The organism is Kitasatospora phosalacinea (assembly GCF_000716545.1).
Classification (GTDB): domain Bacteria; phylum Actinomycetota; class Actinomycetes; order Streptomycetales; family Streptomycetaceae; genus Kitasatospora; species Kitasatospora phosalacinea.
In genome coordinates this window covers 41162-64792 of the sequence record NZ_JNWZ01000025.1, presented here as the reverse complement: position 1 = coordinate 64792, position 23631 = coordinate 41162, and the positions used below count along the sequence as shown (strand labels likewise).

The 23631-nt window shown below is 74.5% G+C and carries 24 protein-coding genes; 7 read left to right on the top strand and 17 right to left on the bottom strand.

The window, feature by feature from the left end; all coding sequences use genetic code 11:
- Nucleotides 1-29: 29 nt before the first annotated feature.
- Nucleotides 30-479, bottom strand: a complete 450-nt coding sequence (locus OO48_RS41025) for a hypothetical protein (RefSeq protein ID WP_033216227.1) — start codon at nucleotides 477-479, stop codon at nucleotides 30-32.
- A gap of 27 nt (nucleotides 480-506) precedes the next feature.
- Here OO48_RS41025 and OO48_RS15035 point away from each other — a divergent pair, with 27 nt between their 5' ends.
- A complete protein-coding gene (locus OO48_RS15035) occupies nucleotides 507-1064 on the top strand; it encodes a CGNR zinc finger domain-containing protein (RefSeq protein WP_033216225.1) in 558 nt (185 codons plus the stop codon).
- A 62-nt stretch (nucleotides 1065-1126) separates the two neighbouring features.
- Here the strand turns inward: OO48_RS15035 and OO48_RS15030 are convergent, their stop codons facing one another.
- Complete coding sequence (locus tag OO48_RS15030) at nucleotides 1127-1558, bottom strand: Ohr family peroxiredoxin (RefSeq protein WP_033216223.1); 432 nt, start codon at nucleotides 1556-1558, stop codon at nucleotides 1127-1129.
- Nucleotides 1559-1890: 332 nt separating this feature from the next.
- Complete coding sequence (locus OO48_RS15025) at nucleotides 1891-2706, bottom strand: alpha/beta fold hydrolase (RefSeq protein ID WP_245194654.1); 816 nt, start codon at nucleotides 2704-2706, stop codon at nucleotides 1891-1893.
- Between the two features lie 303 nt (nucleotides 2707-3009).
- Here OO48_RS15025 and OO48_RS15020 point away from each other — a divergent pair, with 303 nt between their 5' ends.
- Nucleotides 3010-3441 (top strand): SRPBCC family protein, encoded by a 432-nt coding sequence (locus OO48_RS15020; RefSeq protein WP_033216220.1) that lies wholly within the window; start codon nucleotides 3010-3012, stop codon nucleotides 3439-3441.
- A 293-nt stretch (nucleotides 3442-3734) separates the two neighbouring features.
- On the opposite strand, the gene OO48_RS15010 is transcribed toward OO48_RS15020, so the two are convergent.
- From OO48_RS15010 to OO48_RS14970, 9 genes are all read right to left on the bottom strand, one after another.
- Entirely contained in the window at nucleotides 3735-4160 is a 426-nt protein-coding gene (locus OO48_RS15010) for a DUF427 domain-containing protein (RefSeq protein ID WP_245194653.1), read from the bottom strand.
- Nucleotides 4161-4443: 283 nt separating this feature from the next.
- Entirely contained in the window at nucleotides 4444-5328 is an 885-nt protein-coding gene (locus tag OO48_RS15005) for a MurR/RpiR family transcriptional regulator (RefSeq protein ID WP_033216215.1), read from the bottom strand.
- Between the two features lie 129 nt (nucleotides 5329-5457).
- Nucleotides 5458-6753, bottom strand: a complete 1296-nt coding sequence (locus tag OO48_RS15000; RefSeq protein ID WP_033216208.1) for a cyanophycinase — start codon at nucleotides 6751-6753, stop codon at nucleotides 5458-5460.
- 168 nt (nucleotides 6754-6921) lie between these two features.
- A complete protein-coding gene (locus OO48_RS14995; RefSeq protein WP_081952130.1) occupies nucleotides 6922-8133 on the bottom strand; it encodes a M20/M25/M40 family metallo-hydrolase in 1212 nt (403 codons plus the stop codon).
- A complete protein-coding gene (locus OO48_RS14990; protein ID WP_033216291.1) occupies nucleotides 8130-8882 on the bottom strand; it encodes an amino acid ABC transporter ATP-binding protein in 753 nt (250 codons plus the stop codon). Before OO48_RS14990 ends, OO48_RS14995 begins: the two co-directional genes overlap by 4 nt.
- 16 nt (nucleotides 8883-8898) lie before the next feature.
- The gene (locus tag OO48_RS14985) at nucleotides 8899-9861 is read right to left on the bottom strand and encodes an amino acid ABC transporter permease (RefSeq protein ID WP_033216206.1); all 963 of its coding nucleotides are present in this window, start codon (nucleotides 9859-9861) and stop codon (nucleotides 8899-8901) included.
- 1 nt (nucleotide 9862) lies between these two features.
- Complete coding sequence (locus tag OO48_RS14980; RefSeq protein ID WP_245194652.1) at nucleotides 9863-10822, bottom strand: ABC transporter substrate-binding protein; 960 nt, start codon at nucleotides 10820-10822, stop codon at nucleotides 9863-9865.
- A gap of 262 nt (nucleotides 10823-11084) precedes the next feature.
- On the bottom strand, nucleotides 11085-11831 hold the full coding sequence (locus OO48_RS14975) for an SDR family NAD(P)-dependent oxidoreductase (RefSeq protein WP_063830677.1): 747 nt from the start codon (nucleotides 11829-11831) through the stop codon (nucleotides 11085-11087).
- A 105-nt stretch (nucleotides 11832-11936) separates the two neighbouring features.
- On the bottom strand, nucleotides 11937-12470 hold the full coding sequence (locus OO48_RS14970) for a DUF4383 domain-containing protein (RefSeq protein ID WP_033216204.1): 534 nt from the start codon (nucleotides 12468-12470) through the stop codon (nucleotides 11937-11939).
- A gap of 393 nt (nucleotides 12471-12863) precedes the next feature.
- On the opposite strand from OO48_RS14970, the gene OO48_RS14965 reads away from it, so the two are divergent.
- Nucleotides 12864-13835, top strand: a complete 972-nt coding sequence (locus tag OO48_RS14965; protein WP_081952129.1) for an ABC transporter substrate-binding protein — start codon at nucleotides 12864-12866, stop codon at nucleotides 13833-13835.
- Between the two features lie 130 nt (nucleotides 13836-13965).
- Here OO48_RS14965 and OO48_RS14960 read toward each other — a convergent pair whose 3' ends face one another.
- Both OO48_RS14960 and OO48_RS14955 read right to left on the bottom strand, forming a co-directional pair.
- Complete coding sequence (locus OO48_RS14960; RefSeq protein ID WP_081952138.1) at nucleotides 13966-14253, bottom strand: hypothetical protein; 288 nt, start codon at nucleotides 14251-14253, stop codon at nucleotides 13966-13968.
- 135 nt (nucleotides 14254-14388) lie between these two features.
- Nucleotides 14389-15762 carry a glycosyltransferase gene (locus OO48_RS14955; RefSeq protein ID WP_033216203.1) on the bottom strand — a complete coding sequence of 458 codons (1374 nt, stop codon included), beginning with the start codon at nucleotides 15760-15762 and terminating at the stop codon, nucleotides 14389-14391.
- A gap of 181 nt (nucleotides 15763-15943) precedes the next feature.
- On the opposite strand from OO48_RS14955, the gene OO48_RS14950 reads away from it, so the two are divergent.
- Together OO48_RS14950 and OO48_RS14945 are read left to right on the top strand one after the other, a co-directional pair.
- Complete coding sequence (locus OO48_RS14950) at nucleotides 15944-18046, top strand: glycosyltransferase (RefSeq protein ID WP_051732147.1); 2103 nt, start codon at nucleotides 15944-15946, stop codon at nucleotides 18044-18046.
- A 152-nt stretch (nucleotides 18047-18198) separates the two neighbouring features.
- Entirely contained in the window at nucleotides 18199-19650 is a 1452-nt protein-coding gene (locus tag OO48_RS14945; RefSeq protein ID WP_033216201.1) for a pre-peptidase C-terminal domain-containing protein, read from the top strand.
- Here OO48_RS14945 and OO48_RS14940 read toward each other — a convergent pair.
- Genes OO48_RS14940 through OO48_RS14930 form a run of 3 tightly spaced genes read right to left on the bottom strand, consistent with a single transcriptional unit; the run spans nucleotide 19637 to nucleotide 22162 of the window.
- Nucleotides 19637-20392: a YqjF family protein gene (locus tag OO48_RS14940; RefSeq protein WP_033216198.1), complete on the bottom strand. Its 756-nt coding sequence runs from the start codon at nucleotides 20390-20392 to the stop codon at nucleotides 19637-19639. The two genes, OO48_RS14945 and OO48_RS14940, sit on opposite strands and share 14 nt — an antisense overlap.
- Nucleotides 20374-21519 (bottom strand): MerR family transcriptional regulator, encoded by a 1146-nt coding sequence (locus tag OO48_RS14935; protein ID WP_081952128.1) that lies wholly within the window; start codon nucleotides 21517-21519, stop codon nucleotides 20374-20376. The genes OO48_RS14940 and OO48_RS14935 overlap by 19 nt, the downstream gene beginning before the upstream one ends.
- A 40-nt stretch (nucleotides 21520-21559) precedes the next feature.
- Nucleotides 21560-22162 (bottom strand): sigma-70 family RNA polymerase sigma factor, encoded by a 603-nt coding sequence (locus tag OO48_RS14930; protein ID WP_033216276.1) that lies wholly within the window; start codon nucleotides 22160-22162, stop codon nucleotides 21560-21562.
- A gap of 360 nt (nucleotides 22163-22522) precedes the next feature.
- On the opposite strand from OO48_RS14930, the gene OO48_RS14925 reads away from it, so the two are divergent.
- Both OO48_RS14925 and OO48_RS37400 read left to right on the top strand, forming a co-directional pair.
- Nucleotides 22523-22951, top strand: coding sequence for a hypothetical protein (locus OO48_RS14925; protein ID WP_033216196.1), 429 nt, complete (start codon nucleotides 22523-22525; stop codon nucleotides 22949-22951).
- 477 nt (nucleotides 22952-23428) lie between these two features.
- The gene (locus OO48_RS37400; RefSeq protein WP_167346443.1) at nucleotides 23429-23593 is read left to right on the top strand and encodes a hypothetical protein; all 165 of its coding nucleotides are present in this window, start codon (nucleotides 23429-23431) and stop codon (nucleotides 23591-23593) included.
- Nucleotides 23594-23631: the final 38 nt, after the last annotated feature.

Sequence of the window (23631 nt, the reverse complement as noted above, 5' to 3'; positions counted from 1 at the left end):
CGCTCGGTGCTCGGGCCACACCCTACCCATCAGCGTAGGGTGGCGGCCGCAGCGGGTGCCGACGGGTGTGACACCGGGGACGTGTCCGGGCCACACGTGTGGCGGCAGGCCGGTGGGGGGTGGCCCGGCCGTCGCGAGGCCACGTCGAACCCCCAGGTGGGGAAGGCCGGTTGACAGGCCGGTTGCCAGGCCAGGCGGGTCAGGTCGTGCCGGAGGGCCGGGCGCTCCGTGGCCTTGCGGCCGCGCTCGGTGGCGAAGTGGTACTGGTACCACCAGGTGTGCTCGCCGGTCGGCGCGATCGGTTCCAGCTGCTGCGCGCGGTCGATCCGCAGGGCGTCCAGCGGGGCGATGACGTCCAGCGCGATGGCCGACCGCCGGGCGTTGCGGAAGGTCCGGGGCGAGCGGGAGCGCGTGGTGCCGTGGCCGCGGGACAGTCGGGGCCGACGATGTCGCTCCGCAGGAGGCAGGACGTTGCACATCCATCGGTAACCAGCCAGACTGGTGACGTGATGCATGCCTTTCCCTGCGGGACCCTGCCCCTCGACTTCGTCGGCACGCTGCGGGCACGGCGCAACGCCGCCCCGGCGGAGAAGCTGGCCTCGCCCGAGCAGCTCGACGCCTGGTTCGTCGAGGCGGGAGTCCTCGACACCGCGCCCGGTGCCGACGAGACCGACGTCGAGATCGCCGTGGACCTCCGTGAATCGATCTACGCACTGGTGGCCGCCCGGCTCGACGGGCGGCCGCTGCCGCCCCGGGCGGTGGCCGGAGTGAACCGGCACGCGGCGGGGCTGCCGGTGACGGTGCGCCTGCACGCCGACGGCGCCAGCCGCACCGGGTCCGTCGCGCAGGGCCTCGCGGCACTCGCGCGCGAGACCGTCGAGATCCTCGGCGGCGACGAGGCGGCCCTGCTGCGCGAGTGCGCCCGTCCGGAGTGCACCCAGGTCTACCTCGACCGCTCGCGCGGCCATCGGCGCGAGTGGTGCGCCATGAAGACCTGCGGCAACCGGGTCAAGGCCGCCTCCTTCCGCGCGCGCCAGCACGGTGGGGCGGCCCCGCGGGCCTGACCTGCCGACGGGCTCGCCCGGGCCGTCGCTGTTCGACGGCCCGGGCGGGCCCGTGTCCGAGGTCAGGCGGCGACGGCGGTGGCGTTGATGGTGACCGGGATGTTGCCCCGGGTCGCCTTGGAGTACGGGCACAGCCGGTGCGCGGCGTCGCCCAGCTCGGTGGCCGTCTCCTGGTCCACGCCGCCGAGTTCGAGGTTGAGGACGGCGCTCAGGCCGAACTCCCCGCCGTCGCCGTGGTGCAGCGTCGCCTCGACGGTGATGGCAGTGCTGGTCAGCCGGACCTTGCGGTCGGCGGCGGCCCGGCGGACCGCGCCCAGGAAGCACGCGCCCCAGCCGGCGGCGAACAGCTGCTCGGGGTTGGTGGCCCCGCCGGCCCCGCCCAGCTCCTTCGGGATGGCGAGGGCGGTGGTGAGGTGGCCGTCGCCGGCGGCGATCCGCCCGCCGTTGCGGCCCTCTCCCGTCACGGTCACCACACCTGTGTAGCTGACTGCCATGGCTGTCTCCTCTGAGGTCTCGATCCGATGAGCCGCGTCTCGCAGTCACCGGTTTAACCGGTTACGAATATCGCAGAGCGTTGCGTGGAGCGTCAAGCAGCCGGGGCGGCTGGACGCCCTGAAAATCATTGTTGTCGCAGGTAGTTGAAGGAAAACGCCGGCCTGACCGACCAGACGGCAGGAGCGCAAGCCGCCGACCAGCTCACCGCTCCTGGCGGTTACAGGACCGCGTGCTCGGCCGCGCCGGGGAAGCCCGTGCCGAACGCCGGCGCCCGGTCGGCAGGGCCGGCTCGCCCACCTGGGCGCCGAGCGGGAGGCGGCGCCGTCCCGGGTCAGCCGGTCGCCCGGGCGGCCTCCTCGATCACCTCGGCGACCAGCCGCGGACGCGAGACGGCGACCGAGTGCGAGGCCGCCACCTCGGTGACGTGCGCGTGGGCGCGCTGGGCCATGTGGCGCTGCGCGGCCACCGGGATGTTCAGGTCCTCGGTCGTGACCACGTCCCAACTGGGCTTCTCCTGCCAGGCGGCGACGGTCGCCGGCTCCAGCAGGGCGCTCTGGGCGATCGGACGCTGGGTGGCCGCCATCAGTGCCGCCCGGCCCGCGGGGACGTCGCCGGCGAACTGGTGGCGGAACGCGTCCGCCCGGATGTACAGGTCCGTCGTCGGGGCGCCGCCGGGGAGCGCGTAGGTGACCGGGTCCAGCGTGTCGCCCAGCGTGGAGCCGGGGAACTCGCCGGTCAGCCCCAGCGCCGTCTCCCCGGGAGCGGGCAGGAACGCGGCCACGTACACCAGCGCCCTGACCCGGGGGGCGCCCGCGCCGGCCGCACTGATCACCGAGCCGCCGTACGAGTGGCCCACCAGGACCATCGGCCCCGGGACGTGGTCGATCACGCTGCGCAGCACGGCCGCGTCGGAGGCGGGCCCGCGCAGCGGGTCGGCGGGGGCGACCACCGGGTAGCCGTCCGCCCGTAGCTGCTTGATGACGTCGTCCCAGCTGGAGGCGTCGGCGAAGGCACCGTGCTCCAGGACGATCGTCGGCCGGGCGCCGACCGTGACCGAGTGCGGCGGGGTGGACGCGCTCGCCGCCCCGCCGACCACGGCCGTGCCCAGGGCGAAACTCGTCGCCAGGGCCCACACCGCCGCGGTCACCGGTCCACGCTTCCGGTTGCTCCTGCCTGCTGCCATGGGAATTGCCTTTCGGATCCGTCGGAGTCGGGTGACGTCGCGTCACCTCGCTGCACCCACCCTGGCGTTCCCGGTCACCGCGGCAGATCCGTCATCTGACGGTCGGACTCCTCTCCGCCGCCCACGGCGCACCCGCGCACCCGGCCGCATACCCAAGCCGCCCTCCCCCGGCCGACGGTCAACTGACTGATGCGGCCCGGCCCTTCGCGCGGCGACAGTGAGTGCCGACCGGCCGGAACCGCTCCGGCCCCGCTCCTGGAGGACCTCATGACCGTCGTCACCTTCTCCCTCGTCTCCTCGCTCAGCCCGTCCGGCGTGCTGGAGGTCCTCACCGACTTCAGCTCCGGCCGCCCCGCCGCCTGGCCCGGCATCGACGCGGACCACTTCGAGGTCCACGGCCAGGGCGACGGCTGGGCCGAGGTGACCGAGGGCACCGCCGCCGCGTGGGAACGCGCCCGCTACGACTGGGAGCCCGGGGGAGACCGGGTCACCATCACCACCCTCGACTCCAAGCTCTTCGGGCCCGGCGGCGGCTGGGACTTCCGGCTCACTCCGCAGGGGGAGCGCACGCTCGTCGAGGTCCGACTGACCAGGACGCCCGCCACCCTGAAGCAGAAGCTGCTGGCCTCCCTGCTTCCCCTGGTCGGGCCCTCGCAACTGCGCAAGTCCTTCGCCCGCCCGCTGAAGTCCCACTCGTGAGGCCGACGTCCCGTCAGTGACCGTTCGGCGGCCGTGGTGCAGGGCGGCCCGGCCGTGTTCGAGCAGGGCGGAGGCCCTGCTCGGCGGCGGGGCGCGGGTCGGCGTGGCGCTGGACGAGGACGCGGGCCTCCAGGGCGGACCGGGCCGGGGCGGCGCGGGCGACGTCGTCGTCGGGGGCGCCGACCTCCTGCGTGCCGGCTCGGGCCGGGAGGCTTCGTGGCGGGTCTCCACCTGCGCTCGCGGACGGCACCAGCCGCTCCCGGCCGCCTTCCTCGCCACCTACCGGGCGTCGGTCACCACCCCGCGGTCCAGGAAGGGCCCTTGAACGGGCCGGTGATCTCCTCCGTGACCCACCCGCCGTAGAACCCTCCCTCCTGCGGTCGCACGACCTCGCCGGCCACCGTGCAGCGCTCCACCCGGTTCGGGTAGAACGCCAGGTGGTCGCGGAGCGACCGGTAGCCGGGCAACGGTTCCGGGTAGCTCCACGCCGCCCGGACCGAGAACCGGCCGTCGGCCTCGACGTCCCAGTACCGCGCCCGCCCCTTCCACTCGCAGAGGGTCGAACCGTCGGAGGGCCGGAGCAGGTCGGTCGCCACGTCGTGCCGCGGGAGGTAGAACACCGGCGGGTGGCTGGTCTCCAGCACGCGCAGGGCCTGCCGGCTGGAGGCGAGCGTCCGCCCGCCGAAGAACACCTCGACGAGCCGGTCATCCGGAACCACGGCGGGCGGCCTCGGGTAGTCCCAGACCGATTCGGCCGTCCGTGCCGCTCTCTCCGCCACCACTTCTCTCACCTGCTTCCTGTGCGGTCCGCCCGGCGCCCGCCGACATCGACGAAAACGTCAACGAATGCTCCCCCGACGCACCGGCGCGATCCACTCGCATCGTTCGTGCACCGTCTGGACGCCGAGGCGGAGCCTGCCGCGTGCGGCACGTCCGGCCCGGCGGAAACCGGTGCGACCGCACCCGCTGGAACCGGCCCGGCGACCGCCCCGGGCCGGAACCTCAGGTGAGGCCCGCGCGGGTGGCGGTCTCCTCGTTGTGGCGCATGTGCTGGTGGGCCCGGTCGCCCAGTTCCGCTATCAGTCCGGCGACGAGGCTCTCGACCACGGCGAGGCTCGGCACCAGGCTGTCGTACGGCGAGGGGGCGCCGACCTGGCTGGAGAAGACGACCTCCGCGTGGGTGCTCACGGGCGAGAGCCAGGTGTCGGTGAACAGGACGACGCGTCCCCCGGCCTCGCGGACGAGTTCGGCGACAGTGACCTTGTCCTCCTCGTAGCGGCGGTAGTCGAACACGACGAGGACGTCGCGGCGGGCGAGGGAGGAGAGCAGGGCGGTGCGCTCGACGGGCCGGTCGGGGAGGAAGCGGACGTCGTCGCGCACCTGCATCAGGTGGAGCCCGAGGTACTGGGCGAAGAGGTTCGTGAAGCGGCCGCCGACGAGGGTGATGCGCCGCTTGGGGTCGGCGAGGAGCTGGACGGCCCGGTCGAGGTCGTGCGGGGTGACCTCCGCGAGGGTGCGGTCGACCGCCGCGGTGAACACCTCGCGGCCGTGGGCGAGGAGGTTCTCGGCCTTGGCCCCGACGGCTGCGGGGTCGGCGGCGGCGCTGCCGTAGTTGCCGCTGCTGTAGAGCGTCACGGGCGAGGCGTGGCGTTCGTCGAGTTCCGCGCGCAGTGCCGCCTGGAAGTCCGGGAAGCCCCGGTAGCCGAGGCGGTTGACGAACCGGATGACGGTGGGGGCGCTGACGCCCGCGCGCTCGGCGAGGGTGGCGATGGTCTCGAAGCCCGCGGCCGGCCACCCGGCGAGCAGGATCCTGCCGACCTTGCGCTCGGCGGGACTGCAGTCGCCGAGTCGTTGGCGGATGTCCTCGGCGAGCGTGACGGTGGGCATGGACGGGTTCCCTTCCCGGTCTGCGGGCGGTCTTCGGCGTGCTGGGCGGAACGTGTCTCCGCAGCCTAGCGAAGTGCCGGGCTGCGGAGATCACCGAGCGGTTCCGGTTCCCCGGAGCGGGGGCCGGGATCAGTCCGCGGCCGGGTGGACGCCGACCTCCAGGTCGGTGAAGGAGGCTGCGGTGGTGCCGTCGACGGTCCACGCCCGGGTGTCGCCGCGCTTGCGGAAGAGGGCCGTGAACGCGGGAGCGGACTCGAAGGTGTCGGCGGTCGCGGTGCGCTGGGCGGTGGTCGCGGTGAGGGCGCGGGCGGTGCCGGAGAAGGAGTAGGGGACGCCGTGCGGGTCGGCGGCGGAGTAGAACGCGTCGTGGTTGGCCGGCACGGGGGTGTCGGAGGGCCGGGTGAGGGCGCGCTTGCCCTCTCCGGCCTGCGCGTGCCAGGTCCGCGGGTCGTAGCGGTCCCCGTCGGTGAGGTAGCTGTAGCGGACCCCGTCGACGGCCCAGCGGCCCGCGGCCGTGGGGGTCCGGGCGGAGCGCAGGTCGAACACCGAGACGCCGTGGGTGCCGAGGACCCGGAGGGCCTCGCCACGGGTGCCGGCGTGCTCGACCTCGATCGCGGTGTCCTCGTCGAGGGCGAAGACCCGGTCGTGGCCGGTGTCGGCGGCCAGCCGGACCGCGCGGCCCTCGCGACCGTAGGTGCCGGTGTGGGTGTCGAGCAGGCCGGCGTCGAAGAGGCCGAAGCCGCCCTGCGGGAGGTAACCGAGCCGGGTCGGGTCCTCGAAGTAGCCGGGGGTGCTGCCGTCGCGCAGGGCCTGGTAGCTGTCGCCGCCGGTGACCATGTCGGGCCCGGAGGCGATCTGCGCGCCGGCGCTGGAGCCCGCGACGACGGCTCCGGCGGCGAGCTTGCGGCGGATGGCCGCCATGACCTTGGAGTCGGTGTGCGCGTCGCCGTGCAGGAGGCTGGTGACGTAGCGGTACTGGTCGCCGCCCCCGAAGAAGAAGCCGGTCATGGACTCGACCTGGGCGACCACGGCGTCCGAGTCGGCCGCGTCGACGTGCTCGATGTCGACGGGGATCCACTGGGCGTCGGCGGCGCCGTAGTGCTTGAAGAGGTCCGCGTAGTAGCGGCCGTTGCAGCGGGAGTTGGAGCAGGCGTCCGGGTCGGCGGCGTCGGGGTCCTGGCTCTCGGGGACGGAGGCGGCGGTCAGGACGCCGATGCGCGCCTTCCCGACGCCGCCGGCCTTCTGGACGATCTCGCCGTAGATCCGGCCGTTGCCGTCCTGCAGGCCGCCGCCCACGAGGATCATGGTGCCCCCCGCCCCGGCCGGCCGGGCGGAGGCGGCCTGGGCGGTCGGGGTGAGGAGGGTCAGTGCGGCCGCCAGGGCGAGGGCGGTCCGCCCGCAGCGGGTGCGGAGGTGTCGGTTCATCCGGGAACTCCGTGGTCGTTGGATTCTGGAACCGTGCCCCGCCGGGTGGGCGTCCGGGGTGGTGCGCACCCGGCGGTGGTGCGGCCCGCGCGGGGCGGGGCGCGCGGGGCGGGGCGAGCGGACCCGCGCGGGCCGGTCCGGGGGCGTCCGGCGGCCCGTGAGGGGGTGTCAGCGCCGTCCGAGGCGCTCGATGAGCATCGCCAGCAGGGCGATCCGGCCGGGTGCGCCGGCGGTGTCGAGCCACTCCTCGGGGGTGTGGTCGGCCCCGCCGACCGGGCCGAGGCCGTCGAGGGTGGGGATGCCCAGGCCCGAGGTGAGGTTCGCGTCGCCCACGCCGCCCGTGGAGGCGCCGCGGATCCGCAGGCCGAGGTCGGCGCCGGTGCGGAGGGCCGCGGCGAGCACGGCCGCCGCCTGCGGGGTGTGCTCCATGGGCGGGCACAGGTCGAGCTGGTCGACGCGGGCCGCGGTGCCCTCGACGACGGTCCGGGCGGCGACCGTGCGGATCTCGGCGATCGCGGTGTCCAGGCCGACGGTGGTGGCGGCGCGGACCTCGACGTAGAGCTCGGCCCGGGGGCAGACGATGTTGGTGCGGGTGCCCGCGCGGACGACGCCGACGTTCAGCGTGACGCCCGGCCAGGTGCCGTTGAGGGCTTGCAGGGCGACCACCAGGTGGGCGGCGGCGAGGGCGGCGTTGGCGCCGCGTTCGGGCTCGATCCCGGCGTGCGCGGCCCTCCCGGTGACGGTGACCAGCAGGTCGGCGACGCCCTTGCGCGCGATGACCAGGTCGCCGTTCTCCCGGGCGCACTCCAGGCCGAGCGCGTAGTGCGCCCCGGCCGCGGTGCGCTCGGTGACCGGGCGGCTGGCCGGCGAGCCGACCTCCTCGTCGGGGGTGGCGAGGACGACGAGCTCGGCGAAGGCCGTCCGGCCGTGGCGGACCAGGAGTTCCGCCGCGGTGACACCGGCCAGCAGGCCGCCCTTGTCGTCGCTGACGCCCGGGCCGTGGGCCCGGCCGTCCAGGACGAGGAACGGGCGGGCCGCGGCGGCGCCGTCCTCGAAGACGGTGTCCATGTGGCCGACGAGGACGATCCGCGCTCCCCCGTCCTCCACCGGTACGGACCCGGTGAGCCTGGCGACGAGCACGTCCCCGAAGCGGTGTCCGTCCACCCGCCCGGGGGCGGTGCGCTCGGTGGTGAACCCGATCGAGCGCAGCCGGTGCTCGAACCAGTCGGCGACCCGGTTCACACCGGCGGCGTTGTAGGAGCCGGAGTCGATGGCGACGAGGTCGGCGAGGTCGGCGAGGTAGCGGGGCAGGGCCTGCTCGGCGGCGGCCGCCAGTTCGGCGGCGGCCTGCCGGCTCGCCGGTTCGGCGGGGGCGCTCACAGGACCTTGGAGAGGAACGCCCGGGTGCGCTCCTGCTCGGGTTCGACCAGGACCCTGCGCGGGTCGCCGGCTTCGACGACCACGCCCTCGTCCATGAAGACGGCGGTGTCGCCGACCTCGCGGGCGAAGCCGATCTCGTGGGTGACCACGACCATCGTCATGCCGTCGGCGGCCAGGCCGCGCATCACGTCCAGGACGTCGCCGACGAGTTCGGGGTCGAGGGCGGAGGTCGGCTCGTCGAAGAGCATCAGCTTGGGCTTCATCGCCAGCGCCCGGGCGATCGCCACCCGCTGCTGCTGGCCGCCGGAGAGCTGGGCCGGGTAGTGGTCGGCGCGGTCGGCGAGGCCGACCCGCTCCAGCAGGCGCAGGGCCTCCGCGCGGGCGTCGGTGCGGTTGACCCCGGCGACCCGGACCGGCGCCTCGGTGACGTTCTCCAGGGCGGTCAGGTGCGGGAAGAGGTTGAAGCGCTGGAAGACCATGCCGATCGCGCGGCGCCGCTCGGCGACCTCGGCCTCGCGCAGTTCGTGCAGCCGGTTGCCGGCCTGCCGGTAGCCGACCAGGTCGCCGTCGACGGTGAGCCGGCCGCCGTCGACCTTCTCCAGGTGGTTGATGCAGCGCAGGAAGGTCGACTTGCCGGAGCCGGACGGGCCGAGCAGGCAGCAGACCTCTCCGCGCTCCACGGTCAGGTCGATGCCCTTGAGGACGTCCAGCCTGCCGAAGTGCTTGCGCACGCCCTCGGCGTGCACCATGGGGCGGGCCATCGGTTCAGCCCTTCCGTTCGCGGGTGGTGGGGAGCAGGCCGGGCAGGCCGGTGAACATCCGCCGCAGCGGGGAGACGTGCCCGGCGCGGGCGGTGCCCCGGCCGTAGCGGCGCTCCAGCCACGCCTGCGGCGCGGACAGCACCGTGGTCAGTGCCAGGTACCAGAGGGCGGCGACCACCAGCATCGGGATGACCTGGTAGTTCTGGGCGTACACGTCCTGGATGTTGGACATCAGGTCGTGCGCGGCGATCACCGAGACGTACGCGGTGGTCTTGAGCATGTTGATGGTCTCGTTGCCCATCGGCGGGATGATGACCTTCATCGCCTGCGGCAGCACGATCCGGCGCATCGTCAGCGCGGGCTTCATGCCCAGCGAGTGGGCGGCCTCGGTCTGGCCCGGGTCGACGGACTGGATGCCGGCCCGGACGATCTCCGAGGCGTAGGCGGCCTCGTTCAGGCCCAGCGCGAGCAGCGCCGCGACGGACGGGGTGAGCAGGCTGTTGGTGTCGAACTCGACGAAGGTGACCGTGGTGAACGGGATGCCGATCATCAGGTGCTTGTAAAGCGCGGCCGCGTACGCCCAGAAGATGATCTGGACCAGCAGCGGGGTGCCGCGGAACAGCCAGACGAAGCCGGTGGACAGCCCGTACAGGACGGGGTTGGCGGACAGCCGCATGACGGCGACCAGGGTGCCCAGGCCCAGGCCGAGGGCCATCGCGGCGGCGGTCAGCCACAGGGTGGTGGTCAGGCCGTCGAAGATCAGGTCGGCGAACAGGTAGTGGCCGACGACGTCCCAGTGCAGGTTCGGGTTCTTGGCGAGCGAGCCGACCAGGCCGACGAGGGAGACGAGCGCGAGGGCGGCGGCGATCCAGCGTCCCCAGTGGCGCACGGGTACGGCGACCAGGTCCTCCGTCCCGCCGGCCGCGTTCGCCGCGGGCTCGGCGGAGCGGTGTGCGGTGGCGGGCACGTCAGTCCACCGCGCTGTTCTTGGTGGCCTGCTCGACCGCGATGGAGGCGACGCCGTACTTGTCGTAGATCCTGGCGAGCGAGCCGTCGTCGATCAGGGCCTGCAGGGCCTTGCTCACCGCGTCGGTCAGCTGCGGCAGGTTCTTGGCGACGGCGATGCCGTTCGGGGAGGCGTTGTAGCCACCGAGCGCGGCCGGGTCGTCGGCGACCTCGAACGCGGAGCCGCCGTCGGCGGTCTTCGCGGTCCAGCCGGCGGCGGGCTTGGTGAGGACGTCGGCGACGACCTTGCCGGAGCGCAGGGCGAGTTGGGCGTCGGAGTCCTTGGGGAAGGTCTGGACGTCGACGGCGCCCCTGCCGAGTTCGCGGCACCTGTCCTGGTGCTTCTCCAGGAGCTTCTGCTGGTTGGTGGCGGTCTGCACGGCGACGGCGCGCCCGCACAGGTCGTCGAGGGTGGTGATCTTCTCGGGATTGCCCTTGGCGATCAGGACGCCGCTGCCGGAGACGGAGTAGTCGACGAAGTCGACGACCTGCTCGCGCTCCCGGTTGTCGGTGATGGCGCTGATCGCGGCGTCGTACTTGCCGGCCTGGAGGGCGGGGACGATGCCGTCGAACTTCTGCGCCTGGAACTCGAAGCGGACGCCGAGCTTGGCGCCGAGCGCCTGTCCGAGGTCGTAGTCGAGGCCGGTCATCTCCTTGCTGCCCTCGGAGACGTACATCTCGAACGGCGGGTAGGGGACGTCGGTGGCGACCCGGACCTTGCCGGACTTCCGGACCGCCTCGGGGAGCACGTCGTGCAGGGCGGGATCGGAGCTGATGCTGACACCGGCGACCGTGACCGGGCCCGCCGCCGCGGGAGCGCCGGTTCCGTTGCTCCCGCCGCTCCCGCAAGCGGTCAGGGCCAGGGAACTGCACAGGACGAGGGCGGCCGGCAGGGCCGGTCTGCGGAGGGCAGAGGAGTTCACGGAGCAACCTTTCGAGAACCTGGGCGGCGCCGAGGGGGCCGCGCCGCAGGCCAGGACGTTACAGGTAAACCATCTCGATGGCTATATGTAACAAAGATTACGAATCCGTAACGGTCGATGAATCCCAGGAAAAGCACTGATGAGCCCTCAGATGGCGAAGGACCCACCTCGCCAGGTCGTTACATCTACCGGCAACAACCAGCCTTCTGTACGTTCTGATTCCGCTGCTCGCGACTCGATCGGACGCACGCAAGAGCCGGCGTCAGCCCCGTCCCGGCCGCCGGGCGGACGCGGCCCGGGCAGCCGTGCCGGCGCGGGGGGTCCGGCCGTCGCCGGAATCCGGGCGGACGAGTTCCGCACCCGCGAACAGCCCGTCGAGGACGGCGGCGGCCCACGGAGCGGGGTCGCTCCCGGCGGGCAGGCGCGGCAGGACCCCGGCGACGGCGCGCTCCGCGAAACCGGTCGCCAGGTGGGGAGGTCGGGCCTCCAGGACGCCGACCGCCCTGCCGCGCTGTTCCAGGCGCGCGGTCTCGAGCCATCCGCTGAGCGCCGCCTTCGACGCGCGGTAGGCACCCGCCGAGGCCGTCGGACGCTCGACGACGATCCCGGTGACGGCTCCGACGGCACCGCCCCCGCCGACGGCGCGGAGGGCCCCTCGCAGGACGGCGATCGGAGCCAGGGCGTTGACCGCCATCAGGTGTTCCTCGATCTCGGCCGGCACGTCCTCGACCCGCCCGAACGCCACGGCGCCGATGGCGACCAGGACGGCGTCGAGTCCGCCCAGGTGCTCGGCGGCCCGACCGGCGAGCGCGGAACAGCGGTCGAGGTCGTACGCGTCGAAGGTCTGCGAGAACGGGGAGCCGACGCGCCGGGCCACGGCCGCGAGCCGTCCGACGTCCCGGCCGGCGGGAACGACGCGCGCCCCGCGGTCGGCCGCGAGCCCGGCCACCAGCCCGCCGAGCCCACCCGTCGCACCCACCACGAGCAGCCGCGCCCCGACGATGTCCATGCTGTGCCTCCCTCTCGGCGGCCGGCCTCTTCCGGCTCCCGCGGGCCCTGGCGGTCAGGGCCCGCAGGAGCCGCCCTTGGATTCGATCGGCGTCGCGCGTCCGGCTCACCGGGCCGGGCCGGTGATGCCCGGGCGGGGCGCCGGGTCGGGGAGCGGCCGCGCCACCAGGGGCCCGGCCGCCCCGGGGTGGCGGTGCCGCCAGTACGGGTTGTCGTGCGGGAGCTTGGAGCTGACCCGGCCGTACATCCCGAACGTCGCGATGACCAGGCCCATCACGAAACTGAACAGGACGTTGGGGATCCGGAACGCCAGCACGTTGGCGCCCGAGTCGAGCAGGGCGAGGTTGACGAACCCGCTCAGGACGAAGAGGGTGCCCACCACGATGTTGATCGTGGACGCGGTGTTGCCGCCGATCACGGCCCCGGCGATCAGCACCGCCGCGGTGGCGATGGAGACCAGGCTGAGCAGGCCGTTGCTCGACAGGCCGGCGACCCGCTCGCCCTGGGTGCCGAAGTACGCCAGGCCGTCCGCCAGACCCAGGCAGCCGAAGACCAGCAGCGCCATGCCGCACAGCCCCGCTCCGATCCGGTAGACGTTGGCGAGCCGGTGGTCGATGGGAAGTTCGTCGCGGAAATCCATGGCAGTGCTCCGTTTCTTGCCACTGGAACGTTGCCCCCGCGACCGACTGTCCCCCTCGGGTCCACCCGGCGTGAGTCGCATCGTCTGCGCACCGCTCGGCGTGAGCGCCCCCTCCTCCCCCGCGACCTCGCGCACCGGGCGCCGCTGCGCCACCGCACGCCGCGCGCCGCGTGAGTTCGAGGGAGGAAGTCGTGCTCGACGCGGCGGCGGCCGCCGGGCCCGGTGGGCGTCGAGTGGGGGTCCACGGTGCCCCGGGACGGTGCGACCGCCCCCTCCTTCGACACCGTTGCGCGAACGTAACTCGCGATACATGTTCGCCAAACCTGAGACAGATGTAACTTCTGTTCGCGCCGCGCCCGCACTCCTCCGAGGCGCACGATCGAAGGGCTCCCCATGACCTCCTCCAGCACCGCCACGATCAGAGCGCTCACCTCCGCGGCCCTGGCGACCGCCTGCGGCCTCGCGCTGACCGCCTGCGGATCCTCCCCGGCCGACCCGGCCGGGAGCGGCGGGTCCGCCTCGCCGACCACCACCGTCGTCAAGGGCGTCCCGATCTCGTCGGACCCGAAGCTCGCCGCCGGGTTGCCCGCCGCGATCAGGAAGGCGGGCAAGGTCCGGGTCGCCACCGACCTGCCCTACCCGCCCTTCGAGATGTACGTCACCGAGGGCAGTAAGGACATCACCGGCATCGACTACGACCTCGGCCGGGCGATCGGCGCGCGGCTCGGCGTCGGGTTCGAGTTCACGGGCCAGAAGTTCGACGGCCTCCTCCCGGCGGTGCAGGCCGGCAAGTTCGACGCCGTCATGTCCGCCATGACGGACAAGAAGGCGCGCGAGGAGGCCGTCGACTTCGTCGACTACCTCAACGCCGGGCCGGGCTGGCTGGTCAGGGAGGGCAACCCCGACGGCATCAGGGCCGTCACCGACGTGTGCGGCAGGAGCGTCTCGGTGCAGACCGGCACCAACCACCAGAAGATCCTCGACCAGCGCCAGGAGCTCTGCAAGCAGGAGGGCAAGCCGCCGATCACCGTCCTCGCCTTCCCGAAGGACTCCGAGGCACAGCTCGCGCTCCGCTCGGGGAAGGTGTCCGCGGACTTCCTCGACGAGGTGACGGCCACCTACGTGGCGGACACGGCGGACGGGGGCACCGCGTTCGACACCGTCCTCGGCAAGGCGGCCGTCGGACCGACGAGCTCCTCGCCGATCGGGATCGGCGTCTCCAAGTCGGTTCCCGGGCTGAAGGAGGCCGTCCAGGCCGCGCTCCAGTCCCTGATGGACGACGGCTCGTACGGCAGGATCCTCGACGCCTACCACGTGCCCGGCATCGCCATCCCGCGGGCCACGATCAACGGCGCCCTCGACTGACGGCCCCACCGCCGGCCGGACCGGGGCGGCGGCCCCGGAGGAAGGACCCGGGTCCGGTGCGCCGCGCACCGGACCCGGGTCGACCGCCGCGCCCTCACCGCCCGCCGGTCGGGCCCGGCCGCGGCAGCGCTCAGCCGGCTTCGGCGGTGGTCGCGCGGCGGTCGAACCACGCGCTGCGGTGGTCGCCCCCCTCGACGGCGGTCCGGCCCTCGTACTGCGCGAGGGCCAGGCCGAGGCCGAAGAAGGTCGGGGCCCACTCACCGACGAAGATGCCCCACCGGTCGGCCCGTTCGATGCCCGCCTGCTCGGCCTTCATCGACACCACCCAGCTCAGGAGGGAGAGACCCACCGAACCGAGCGCGGCCGCGTAGGCGTGCTCGCTGGTGACACCGGCTTCGTGAAGCTTGCGAACGATCATCATGGCGATCACTCCTCGTTCCGTCGGGATCCCCCGCTGCCCACCGTGCTCGCATCCCCTCCGCGATCGGGAGTCGCATCGGTTGCGCACGGAATGGGCGCGGGACGCGCCCGTACGGTCAGGCGGTCCGGCGGGCTACGCCGGCGCGGGGGTGCGGGAGACGCCGCGCATCGCGTGGACGAGCTGCTCGGCCCCGCGGCGAGGACCCGCGGCGAGGACCCGGGCGCGCGCGGCCGCGATGCCGCTGTCGTGTCCGCCGGCCGCCAGCAGGTCCCGGAGGGCCTCGCCGGCGGTCCCGGTGTCGAGGGTGTTCGGGTCGCGCGCGAGGCCGAGGCCCGCGCGCTCGACGTCGTGGGCGATGGCGAACTGGTCGCTGGAGAAGGGCAGGACGAGCGCCGGAACGCCTGCCGCGAGGCACTCCGTGAAGGAGTTGTTCCCGCCGTGGTGGACCATCGCGGCGGTGTGCGCCAGCAGGGCCTGCTGGGGGACGGACTCGGCGACGTGCAGGCGTTCCGGCGGCGCCGCGGCCAGCTGCGGATCGCGCGCGAGGTCCGCGACCCGGCTTCCGGCCGCGACGATCACCGATGCGTCCGTGCGGTCGAGCACCGCCTGCGCGACCGTGCGCAGGACGTCGTGGCGGGCCGACAGGAAGGTGCCGAAGGCGACCAGGACCAGCGGGCGTCCGCCGGCGGTCAGGCGGGCGACGACCGCCCGCCACTCGTCGTCGAGTCCAGTGGCCCCCGGCCCGGGCGTGCAGTGCCCGGCGTGGACGGGCACCGGACCGGGCGGGGCGGGCGGGAGCCACGGCAGGGGCGGGTAGTTGAACACCACGGCGTGCGGCGAGCACAGGGCGAAGGCCCGTTCGGGCCGGGGCCGTCCGGGCGCGTGGCGCCCGGCCACGCGGCGGAACTCCGCGGTGAACGCCCTGTCGTTGGCGGCCACCGCGTTCCGCAGTCGCGCGAGGGCGTCGGGCTCGGGGCGGACCGCCTCGGGCCAGGCGTGGGGCAGTCCGAAGAACGCCTCCGGACCGGCGGGGATGTAGCTGGGGTGACCCGGGCAGAACGTGGCGTAGGGCAGGCCCAGGCAGTGCACGGCCAAGGTCACCGGGTAGCTGAGCTGGTCCACCAGGTACCAGTCGGGGCGCAGCCTCCGGTCGAGGTCGCGGATCTCCGCCAGGATCCGGTCCGGGTCGGCGAGCATGTCGTCCCGCCGGTGCCGCGCCTGGGTGAGCAGGGTCGCGATGGCGCCGTCGTGCGTGGCGTCCAGGAACTCCCGGAGCCGCCGGGCCTCGCCGTCCGCCTGCTCCGTCCGCTCGGCGATGCCGTCGTTGGCGTTGCGGGTGACGGTGAGTTCGGCGAAACCCAGGCCGTGGTCCTCGGCCAGGCCGGCGAAGGCCGGTGCGCAGGCCAACGTGACGTCGGCCCCGGTGCCGCGCAGCGCGGCGCCCAGGACGCCCAGGGGCGCGGCGTGCGAGCGGAAGGGCGGGCTGATGACGACGACTCGGGTCACGGGGTCCTCCGCTGCCGACGCGTTCCGCGCTCGCCGGTGAGGGCCGGGAGCGGGCGCCGGTTCCCTCCGATGATGTCACGCGGCCTCGTCCGCCGGTTTGAGCGGCCCCGGCCCGGTCCATCCGTTCGGGGCCCCGCTCCGAAACGCGGTCGGCAGCGCCACCGACGAAGGGCCCTCCCCGATGCCGCACGACACCGTCGCGCCGTCCGACGGCACCCCGTCCGACGGCATCACCGCCGCGACCCCGGCGGTCCCCGACGTGGTGGCCCGGTGGCGCCGCCGCTGGTGGGATCCCGCCGCGCCCGCTCCCGGGGGCGACGACCTCCTGTCGCTGCTCGCCCGGGCCGAGTACGGCCACGGCACGGACCGCCGCGGTGCGCGCGCGCTCGCTCCGGAGGACCACCGGACGGCGCAGCTGCGCAGAGCGGCGCGAGCCGGCGAACCGCACGATCCCCTGACGCTGGTCACCGCGGCCCGCGGCGGTCCGATGCTGCGCGGCGCCCTCGCCGAGGCGTGGGCGGTCACCGTCGCCGCGGGGCACCGGGGCCGTGCGAGCGCGGCCCTGCGGAGCAGGCTGCTGCGGCCCGTCGCCGCGGTGGAGGCCGCCTGCCTGCTCGACCTGGCCGAGGCGCACGGCCTGCTGCCGCTCACCGCCCCCGAGTGCGCCGCCCGTGCGCGCAGCGGGGACCGGTGGGAGCGGCACGCGGCCGTGCGCTACCTCTCCGGCGTTCCTGGAGGCAGCGAGGTGCTGCCGACTCGGCCGTCCGCCTCCGACCCGTACGAGTCGCTGCTGCTGTCGGCGGCCTGGGAGCGGGCGCGGCCGGGCGCGCCGCCGGGCGCCGCCTTCCGGTGGGCCGTCCGGGACCTGCCCGCCCGGCCCGCCGCCGGACTGGTCGCGGCCCAGTCGATGACGGCGGGGCGGCTGGGCGAGCCCGGCGTCGGCCTCAGCGGGGGGATGAGCGTCCTGGTGGCCGGTCTCGGTGACGCCATGGCGGCCACCCGGCGGGTGTCGCGCGTCCTCACCGTCGTCCTCGCGGACCCCGCACGGCTTCGCCGCGGCCACCCGCTGGTCGAACGGATCGGTTCCGGTCACTGGGTGTTGGGCGTCCCGGTGCCCGACGGCGGGCCGGTCGATCCGGCCACGGCGCTGCGGCTGCGTCCCGCCGTCGCCTGGTGGGCGAGCCGTCTCCTGGGACTTCCCGGGGCCGCTCCGGACGTGGTGCACGCCAGGTTCTCGGACGACTGCTCGCTGGCCGTGGCCGACGCCGCACGGCGGTGCGGCTCCCGCTTCGTGTTCACCGCCACCCCCGATCCGCACCGCACCATGGCCGAACGGCACCGGGGCGTGCCGCGGACCTCGCGGAGCGAACCGGCGGCGGCCCTGCGCCTGGACCTGCACCGGATCTTCGTCGGTGACCGCCTCGTCGCCCGCTCCGACCTGCTGGTCACCATTCCCGGACGCGCCGGGGCCGACGACCTGTCCGCCCACTTCCCGCAGCTCCGCGCCACGGCGGGCACCCGGCGCACCGCTTCTCCCCCCGAGGGGATCCCGCCCTTCACGCCGCGCGCGGGCGACGAGCGGATCGCCGCCGCCCTCATGGACCGGCTCTTCCGCGACGGGGCCGGCCCCGACAGCATCGACACCGCCGCGCGCGACGCGCGCCTGTTCCTCAGCGTCGGCCGCCTGCACCCGGTCAAGCAGCAGGACAGGCTGGTGGAAGCCTGGCTCGAAGCGGACCTGCACCGGTCGACGACGATGCTCCTGGTCGGCGGATCGGCCGCCGGTGCCGCCACGCCCGTGGAGGAGGAGATGCGGGCCAGGATCGCCGAACTCCTCTCCGGGCACCCGGAGGCGCGGCGTCGCGTGGCCCTGTGGCCCGCCCTGCCCAACCGCGAGGTCAGGATCCTCGAAAGGGCGCTCGCTTCCGGGGAGCGGACCGGCCGGACCCTGTACGTGTGCCCCAGCGCCAAGGAGGAGTTCGGCCTCGCGGTGCTGGAGGCGATGGACTCCGGACTGCCCGCGGCAGGCCCGCTGCGCGGTGGCGTTCCCCACTACGTCCGCGACGGCAGCAACGGGTTCCTGCTCCCCACGGACTCCGTCCCCGCCCTCGCCGAGCGGCTGGCCCTCCTCGCCGGCCTCCCCGACGGCGAACTCGCCCGCGTCGCGGCCGCCGGCCGCCGGAGCGTGGCGGCCCGCTTCTCGTCGTCGGCGATGGCGCAGTCACTGGCAGCCGAGTACCACCGGCTCACGGCCTCCGCACCGCGCCGCCGCCAGTCCTCCTAGAAGCCCGCCCGGCCCCTGCCGCAGGCCCTTGAGGGAAGTTTTACGACCGCAACGGATATTACATCTATTGGACTCGCCTCCATGGCTGTAACTTCTACAACGCACCCCTCCCCCACGGCGGTGCTCCCCCACACACCCAGGAGAGCCTCCCCATGCGCCCAGCCCTGCCCCGCCTCCGGTCCACCAGGTCCGCCGCGCTCCTCGCCCTCGCCCTGACCGCCGCCGGAGCCGGCGCGGTGGCAGCCCCACCGTCCGCCCACGCCTCGGTGACCCGCATCCGCCTCGGCAGCGCCTCCGACGTCAGCCGCACCTCCTGGAGCGGCCCCGCGTTCACCTTCAACGGCGACGGAGCCGTGGTACCCGACACCGCGACCAAGGCGATCGCCGCCATCACTGGGGGGAGCGGCAGCATCGACGTCACGGTCCTCGCCGACTCCGCCTCCACCGGCGCCAGCCAGACCCCCGAGTGCGACGTGTTCATGAGGCTGTCCGGCGTCAACTCCTGCACCACCGACGTCGTCACCTCCGCGGCCGACGGCAACAGCTCCCAGGTCAACACCGACGTGCGCAACGCCGAGTTCGCGTACTTCGCCGGCGGCAACCAGTGCGTCTACGCCTCCTGGAAGGGGACCTCGCTGCAGGCCTCCGTCCAGTCCGTCATCGCCAAGGGCGGCGGCTCCGGCGGCGGCAGCGCCGGCCACCACGTCAACAGCGCCGTCGTCTACGACGCCTGCACCGCGAGCACCGACTCCCCCACCGCCCTCGCCAACCCCTACGACCGCAGCGTCACCTTCACCACGGGCATGTTCTCCTGGCCCAACTACGCCGACACCGTCAACGACTCGCACTTCGTCACCCGTGACCGCATGGGCCGCACCATGGCCTTCCTCGCACGTGCGGTCAAGGACGGCCTGACCACCTCCGGCAAGGCCTGGGGCGTGGGCGTCGAGCAGGGCGGCGGCTCGTTGTTCCTGGACAAGAACGGCCTGGCCACCCTCTCCGGCTCGGACGCCTACGTCGTGCTCGGCGACCACCAGCCCGAGCAGGCCGTCTCCGGTCGGCCCCTCACCTACTCGAACTTCAAGATCTGGCACCTCACCGCCGGACAGACCTTCGACTTCAAGAACCGTCCCACCTGCGGCTACTACACCCGCAGCGTGACCAACGGCACCCCCGACGCCAACCTGTACGCCGGCACCCCGGTCACCGACTGCGGCGGCGGAGGCGGGGGCGGCACGGGCTCCTCCTTCACCGAGACCGAGCCGAACGACAGCACCGGCGCCGCGAACGACCTCACCGGCCTCGCCTACCCGGCCACCGTCACCGGCAGCATGAGGTCCGCCTCGGACCGCGACTACTACAAGCTGTCCCTGACCTCGGGTCAGACCGCCACCGTCACCTGCGCGATCCCCTCCGCCTACGACGCCGACCTGTACTTCATGAACGCGAACGGCAGCACCCTGACCCGCTCGGTCAACGACGGGAGGGGCACGGGCGAGTCGCTCAGCTGGACGGCGACCGGCAGCGGCACCTACTACGCGGACCTGGAGGCCTACAGCGGATCGGGCAGCGCGACCTACTCCTGCCGCGTCACCAGGAGCTGACCTCCGCACGACGCGGCGCCGCGTCCCCGCCGGGGCCGAACCGGACGGGCACCCCCGGCGAGAACAGGACGCTCGCCGGGGGCCCGAGGACCTCGATCCCGGCTGCTCGCAGCAGGGTCTCGTCGAGGTGCTCCACCTCCGCCTGGTGCAGCGGCCACGGCGGGTGCTCGACCGGCAGGTGGACCGTGCGTCCGGCGGTGCGCGTGTGCAGCCCCCAGCGGGCGGTGAGGAAGTCGGCGAGCGGGCCCGGCCGTTCGAGGCGCGGGCCGACCCGGGCGCGCAGCACGCACCGGGCTCCGCCGCCCCCGGCCCCGCGCACCCGGGTGGCGAGGTGCAGCACGTCGCCGTCCGCCGTCCAGCGGGTCCGCGACCAGCGGTAGGGCAGCCCGAGCGCCGCCCGTGCCACCAGCACGGCGGACAGCCGGGGGCAGTCGAGCGAGCGGAACACCACCCCGCGGCGGCCGTGCCCGTCGACGGAGTACAGCCGGACGTTGACCTCGGGGAACGTCCCGACGTACGGGAGGGACGTGCGGCCGGGGCCCAGTCCCTCCATCGAGAACGCGACGAGTCCCACCCAGGTGGTGCCGTTGCGGACATCGGGGAACACGCCGGGCGGCAGCAGCGGCGCGACCGCCGCGGGGTGGACGGGCCAGTGCAGGAAGAGCACGTCGCGCCAGTTCTGGGACAGCAGCGTCGGCCGCACCGTCCGCGGAGCGAAGTCGGTCACCGGTTCGGGCCGCACGGGGCCCCCTCCCCTCCGGCCGGGTCGGCCGCGGGCGGGATCCGGGCCTCGACGGCCCGGTGGACCAGGGCGAGGGCGGCTTCGAGCGTGCGCGGACACGCGAGTCCGGCCAGGTGCTCGTGACGGTTCCAGCCCGGTCCGACGGTGGCGACCAGCGGGTCGAGGCGCGCGCCGGCGGCGCCCCACGAGGCGCGGTCCACCTCGCGCGCGAGGAGCGGGTCGGCGGTGGTGCGGCTCTGGGCCCACAGCAGCACCGCCGAGGGGCCGAGGCGGGTGACCGCGTCGAGGAGCGCCCGCGGGGGCACCGCGGCGCCGAGCATCCGGTAGGGAAGGCCGTGCACCGCCATCCCGGCCGCCACGGCCTCCAGCGGGAGCGTGTGCTGCTCACCCGGCATGGCGGCGAGCAGCACCGGCGGCGCCTCCCGGAAGCGCGCCGGCGCGACGGCCGCGGTGCGCAGCGCGGCGGAGACGTGCCAGGAGAGCAGGTGCTCGACCTCGACGTACTGCTCGCCGTCGGCGGCCCACTTGCGGCCCGCCGCGCGCAGGGCGGGCATCATCACCTCGGTCCAGGCCCGGACGGGCCCGAGCCCGTCCACGGCGGCGCGCAGGATCTCCGCCACCTCGGGCCCGTCGAGCCTGACGGCCGCGCGGGCGAGGCCCCGGCACTCGGGGCGGACGGTGCCGAGCGGCATCGCGCGACTGCCGCCCGGGCGGGGGGCGCCGGCCGGGTCCTGGCGGGCCGGGTCCGGTTCGATGCCGGTGGGCAGCCCCTGGCGCGGGCCGCCGTCGGGCGCCCGGTGCGCGGCCTGCGCGGCGGAGCGGGCGGCTCGCGCCGCCTCCGCCGGCGGGATCCCGCGGGCGGTCAGTCGACACATCTCGTCCAGGAGGGAGATGTCCTCGGGGGACCACCTGCGGTGCCGGCCCTGGCCGCGGTGGGAGGGGCCGATGCCGTAGCGGCGCTCCCAGGAGCGGATCGTGGTGGGCGACACGCCGAGTCGGCGGGCGACCGCCCCGGTCGGTACGCCGACGCCGACGTCGACGCCGGGGTCGGCCGCGGGCGGGCCGGCCCGGAGCGCCTCCTCCCGGACGGCGCGCGCGGGCCCCTGCTCGTCGGTCGCGTTCCTCATGACGGGTCGTCCTCCGGGCTCGGGGCGGGTGGCGTCGCGGTCATCCGTCGTGCAGGGCGCTGCGCAGACGCAGGAGGCCCTCCCTCATGCGGGACTTGACCGTGCCCAGCGGCAGTCCGAGAGCGGCGGCGATCCGGCTCTGCGAGTAACCGCCGTAGTAGGCCAGGACCAGCGCTTCGCGCTGGGCCGCGCTCAGTGCGGACAGGGCGTGCCGGACCCGGGCCGCCTCCATGGCTCGCTCGACCTCCTCGGCGACCTGCTCCGGCCTCGCCGGATCCTCCCGCACGACGCGCTGCTCACGCTCGCAGGATGCCCGAACCGACCTGACCCGGTCCACGGCGCGCCGGTGGGCGATCGTGCACGCCCAGGCGGCGACCGAGCCCCGCTCGGGCCGGTAGGACGGCGCCGAGCGCCACATCTCCAGGAGCGCCTCCTGGGCGACCTCCTCGGCCTGCGCGCGGTCCCTGAGCACGCGCAGCGCGATGCCGTGGACGGTCGGCGCGAGCTCCTCGTAGAGGCCGGTGTACGCCGCCCGGTCACCGCGGGCCGTACGGTCCATCAGGCCGCGCAGCAGTTCGGCGCGCAGGGGGCGGACGTCACCGGGGAGGGGCTGCGCGGGGGCGAGGAGGGAGCTGGATCGCATGTTCCGAACGTGCCGCCAACCGGTGCGGACCACCACTTGCAGTGTTGTCGCATCGTTTTACCGGGAGCGCCTCGCACCGCTCCGCGCCGTTGCGACGGCCTGCCCGGGCGGTCCGCACTCGGGGCGCGGCGCGCGCACGGACGGCGCAGGTCGCCCATCCGGTCCGGGCGCGCGCCGCCGCAGGCGTGGGGCTTGGCGGTCGCGGTGCCGCCGCCGGTGTCCTGCGCCGTGCCGAGCACGGGGTACCACCGCCCACCGGCTCCCGCGCACACGGGAGCGCCCCCTGTCCGTCCGCTGCCCAGGTGCGGACGGCTCAGCACCGGCAGACCCTGGGAGAGGGACCGACCCCGGAGGAGAACGATGACCAGGACCAGTGGCTCACGGGAGCCGAGCGGCATGGTGCACATGTCGATCTCCGGTGATCCGGCGGCGGCGAACGCGGTAGCGGACACGGTGGCGCAGTCGTTCAGGCTGATCGTCGTCCCCGGCCCCGGCACGGCAGGGGACTACGTCTCACCCGGCGACCAGGTCGTCCGCACCCGCTGGCAGGTGGACACGTCGGCGCCGGTCGAAGCAGCCGACACACGACCGGTCGCCCCCGCGGCTGCCGGTGCCGACCCGGTGAGGGTGGAGCTCAGCGGTCGAGCCGACGCCGTGGCTGAGGTCGGTGCGCTGATCCGCGCCCGCTTCCGTGCCGGACCGCCGACAGGGATCTCACAAGCGTTCGAAGTGTGGCCGGGGAGTCCGCCGCAGACCACGGACGGTGCGGAGCGACTCGACGGTCACTGATTCCTGAGGTCGTCGCACCACCCGTCACCCGGACTTTCCGCTCGCGCTGCCTCCGCCGCCCCTCGGTGGGCTTCCTGGCGCGGGGAGTCCGGGCCGGGCAGTGCTCTTCGCACCCGGCCGCCCGTTCCTCGCCGCAGACCCGGTCGGCCGCAGCCTGCTCGACGGCGCCCTGTCCGGCGCCGGATCGGCTTCGGGCCTTGGCTGCCCGGTTGGAGATCCGAGCCGGGAGCCTGGGCGACGCCCCCGTGCTCCGGCCGGAGTACCGTGGGAAGGGCCGGGGTGGTCGCGCCGTACGCGCTGCTCGCAGACATCCCGCCGAAGGACTCGACCGGGGGCCCGGTGCCTCCAGGAGAGGTGCCGCCGTGGTGATTCGTGTCCGGGCCGCCCGATGCGCCGCCGTGCCGCACGGCACGAGGTGCCATGTATCCGGCCGATGACTCCCGTCAGAGCCCGGTCGGAGCGGTCGGGAGGATAACGGTGCCGGTACCGGCGGACGGGCCGGGCGAGGTGCTGGTCGGCCTGCGCGGCGGGTCGGAGGCGTTCGCGGCTTGGTCCGCCGGGCCGATCGCAGTCAACACCCGGGTGGTCGTGACCGACACGATCTCCGCCCGGTCGGTGCTCGTCGAGCCGTTGCCGCCCTGAGTGCGGCAGCCCTCGCATCCCTTGCAGGTCAGGTGGTT

Excerpts from the sequence above, each read along its gene's own strand:
- OO48_RS41025 (WP_033216227.1), bottom strand. The coding sequence starts at position 479 with ATGTGCAACGTCCTGCCTCCTGCGGAGCGACATCGTCGGCCCCGACTG.
- OO48_RS15030 (WP_033216223.1), bottom strand. The coding sequence starts at position 1,558 with ATGGCAGTCAGCTACACAGGTGTGGTGACCGTGACGGGAGAGGGCCGC.
- OO48_RS15020 (WP_033216220.1), top strand. The coding sequence starts at position 3,010 with ATGACCGTCGTCACCTTCTCCCTCGTCTCCTCGCTCAGCCCGTCCGGC.
- OO48_RS15005 (WP_033216215.1), bottom strand. The coding sequence starts at position 5,328 with ATGCCCACCGTCACGCTCGCCGAGGACATCCGCCAACGACTCGGCGAC.
- OO48_RS15000 (WP_033216208.1), bottom strand. The coding sequence starts at position 6,753 with ATGAACCGACACCTCCGCACCCGCTGCGGGCGGACCGCCCTCGCCCTG.
- OO48_RS14990 (WP_033216291.1), bottom strand. The coding sequence starts at position 8,882 with ATGGTGCACGCCGAGGGCGTGCGCAAGCACTTCGGCAGGCTGGACGTC.
- OO48_RS14975 (WP_063830677.1), bottom strand. The coding sequence starts at position 11,831 with ATGGACATCGTCGGGGCGCGGCTGCTCGTGGTGGGTGCGACGGGTGGG.
- OO48_RS14970 (WP_033216204.1), bottom strand. The coding sequence starts at position 12,470 with ATGGATTTCCGCGACGAACTTCCCATCGACCACCGGCTCGCCAACGTC.
- OO48_RS14965 (WP_081952129.1), top strand. The coding sequence starts at position 12,864 with ATGACCTCCTCCAGCACCGCCACGATCAGAGCGCTCACCTCCGCGGCC.
- OO48_RS14960 (WP_081952138.1), bottom strand. The coding sequence starts at position 14,253 with ATGATCGTTCGCAAGCTTCACGAAGCCGGTGTCACCAGCGAGCACGCC.
- OO48_RS14950 (WP_051732147.1), top strand. The coding sequence starts at position 15,944 with ATGCCGCACGACACCGTCGCGCCGTCCGACGGCACCCCGTCCGACGGC.
- OO48_RS14945 (WP_033216201.1), top strand. The coding sequence starts at position 18,199 with ATGCGCCCAGCCCTGCCCCGCCTCCGGTCCACCAGGTCCGCCGCGCTC.
- OO48_RS14935 (WP_081952128.1), bottom strand. The coding sequence starts at position 21,519 with ATGAGGAACGCGACCGACGAGCAGGGGCCCGCGCGCGCCGTCCGGGAG.
- OO48_RS14930 (WP_033216276.1), bottom strand. The coding sequence starts at position 22,162 with ATGCGATCCAGCTCCCTCCTCGCCCCCGCGCAGCCCCTCCCCGGTGAC.
- OO48_RS14925 (WP_033216196.1), top strand. The coding sequence starts at position 22,523 with ATGACCAGGACCAGTGGCTCACGGGAGCCGAGCGGCATGGTGCACATG.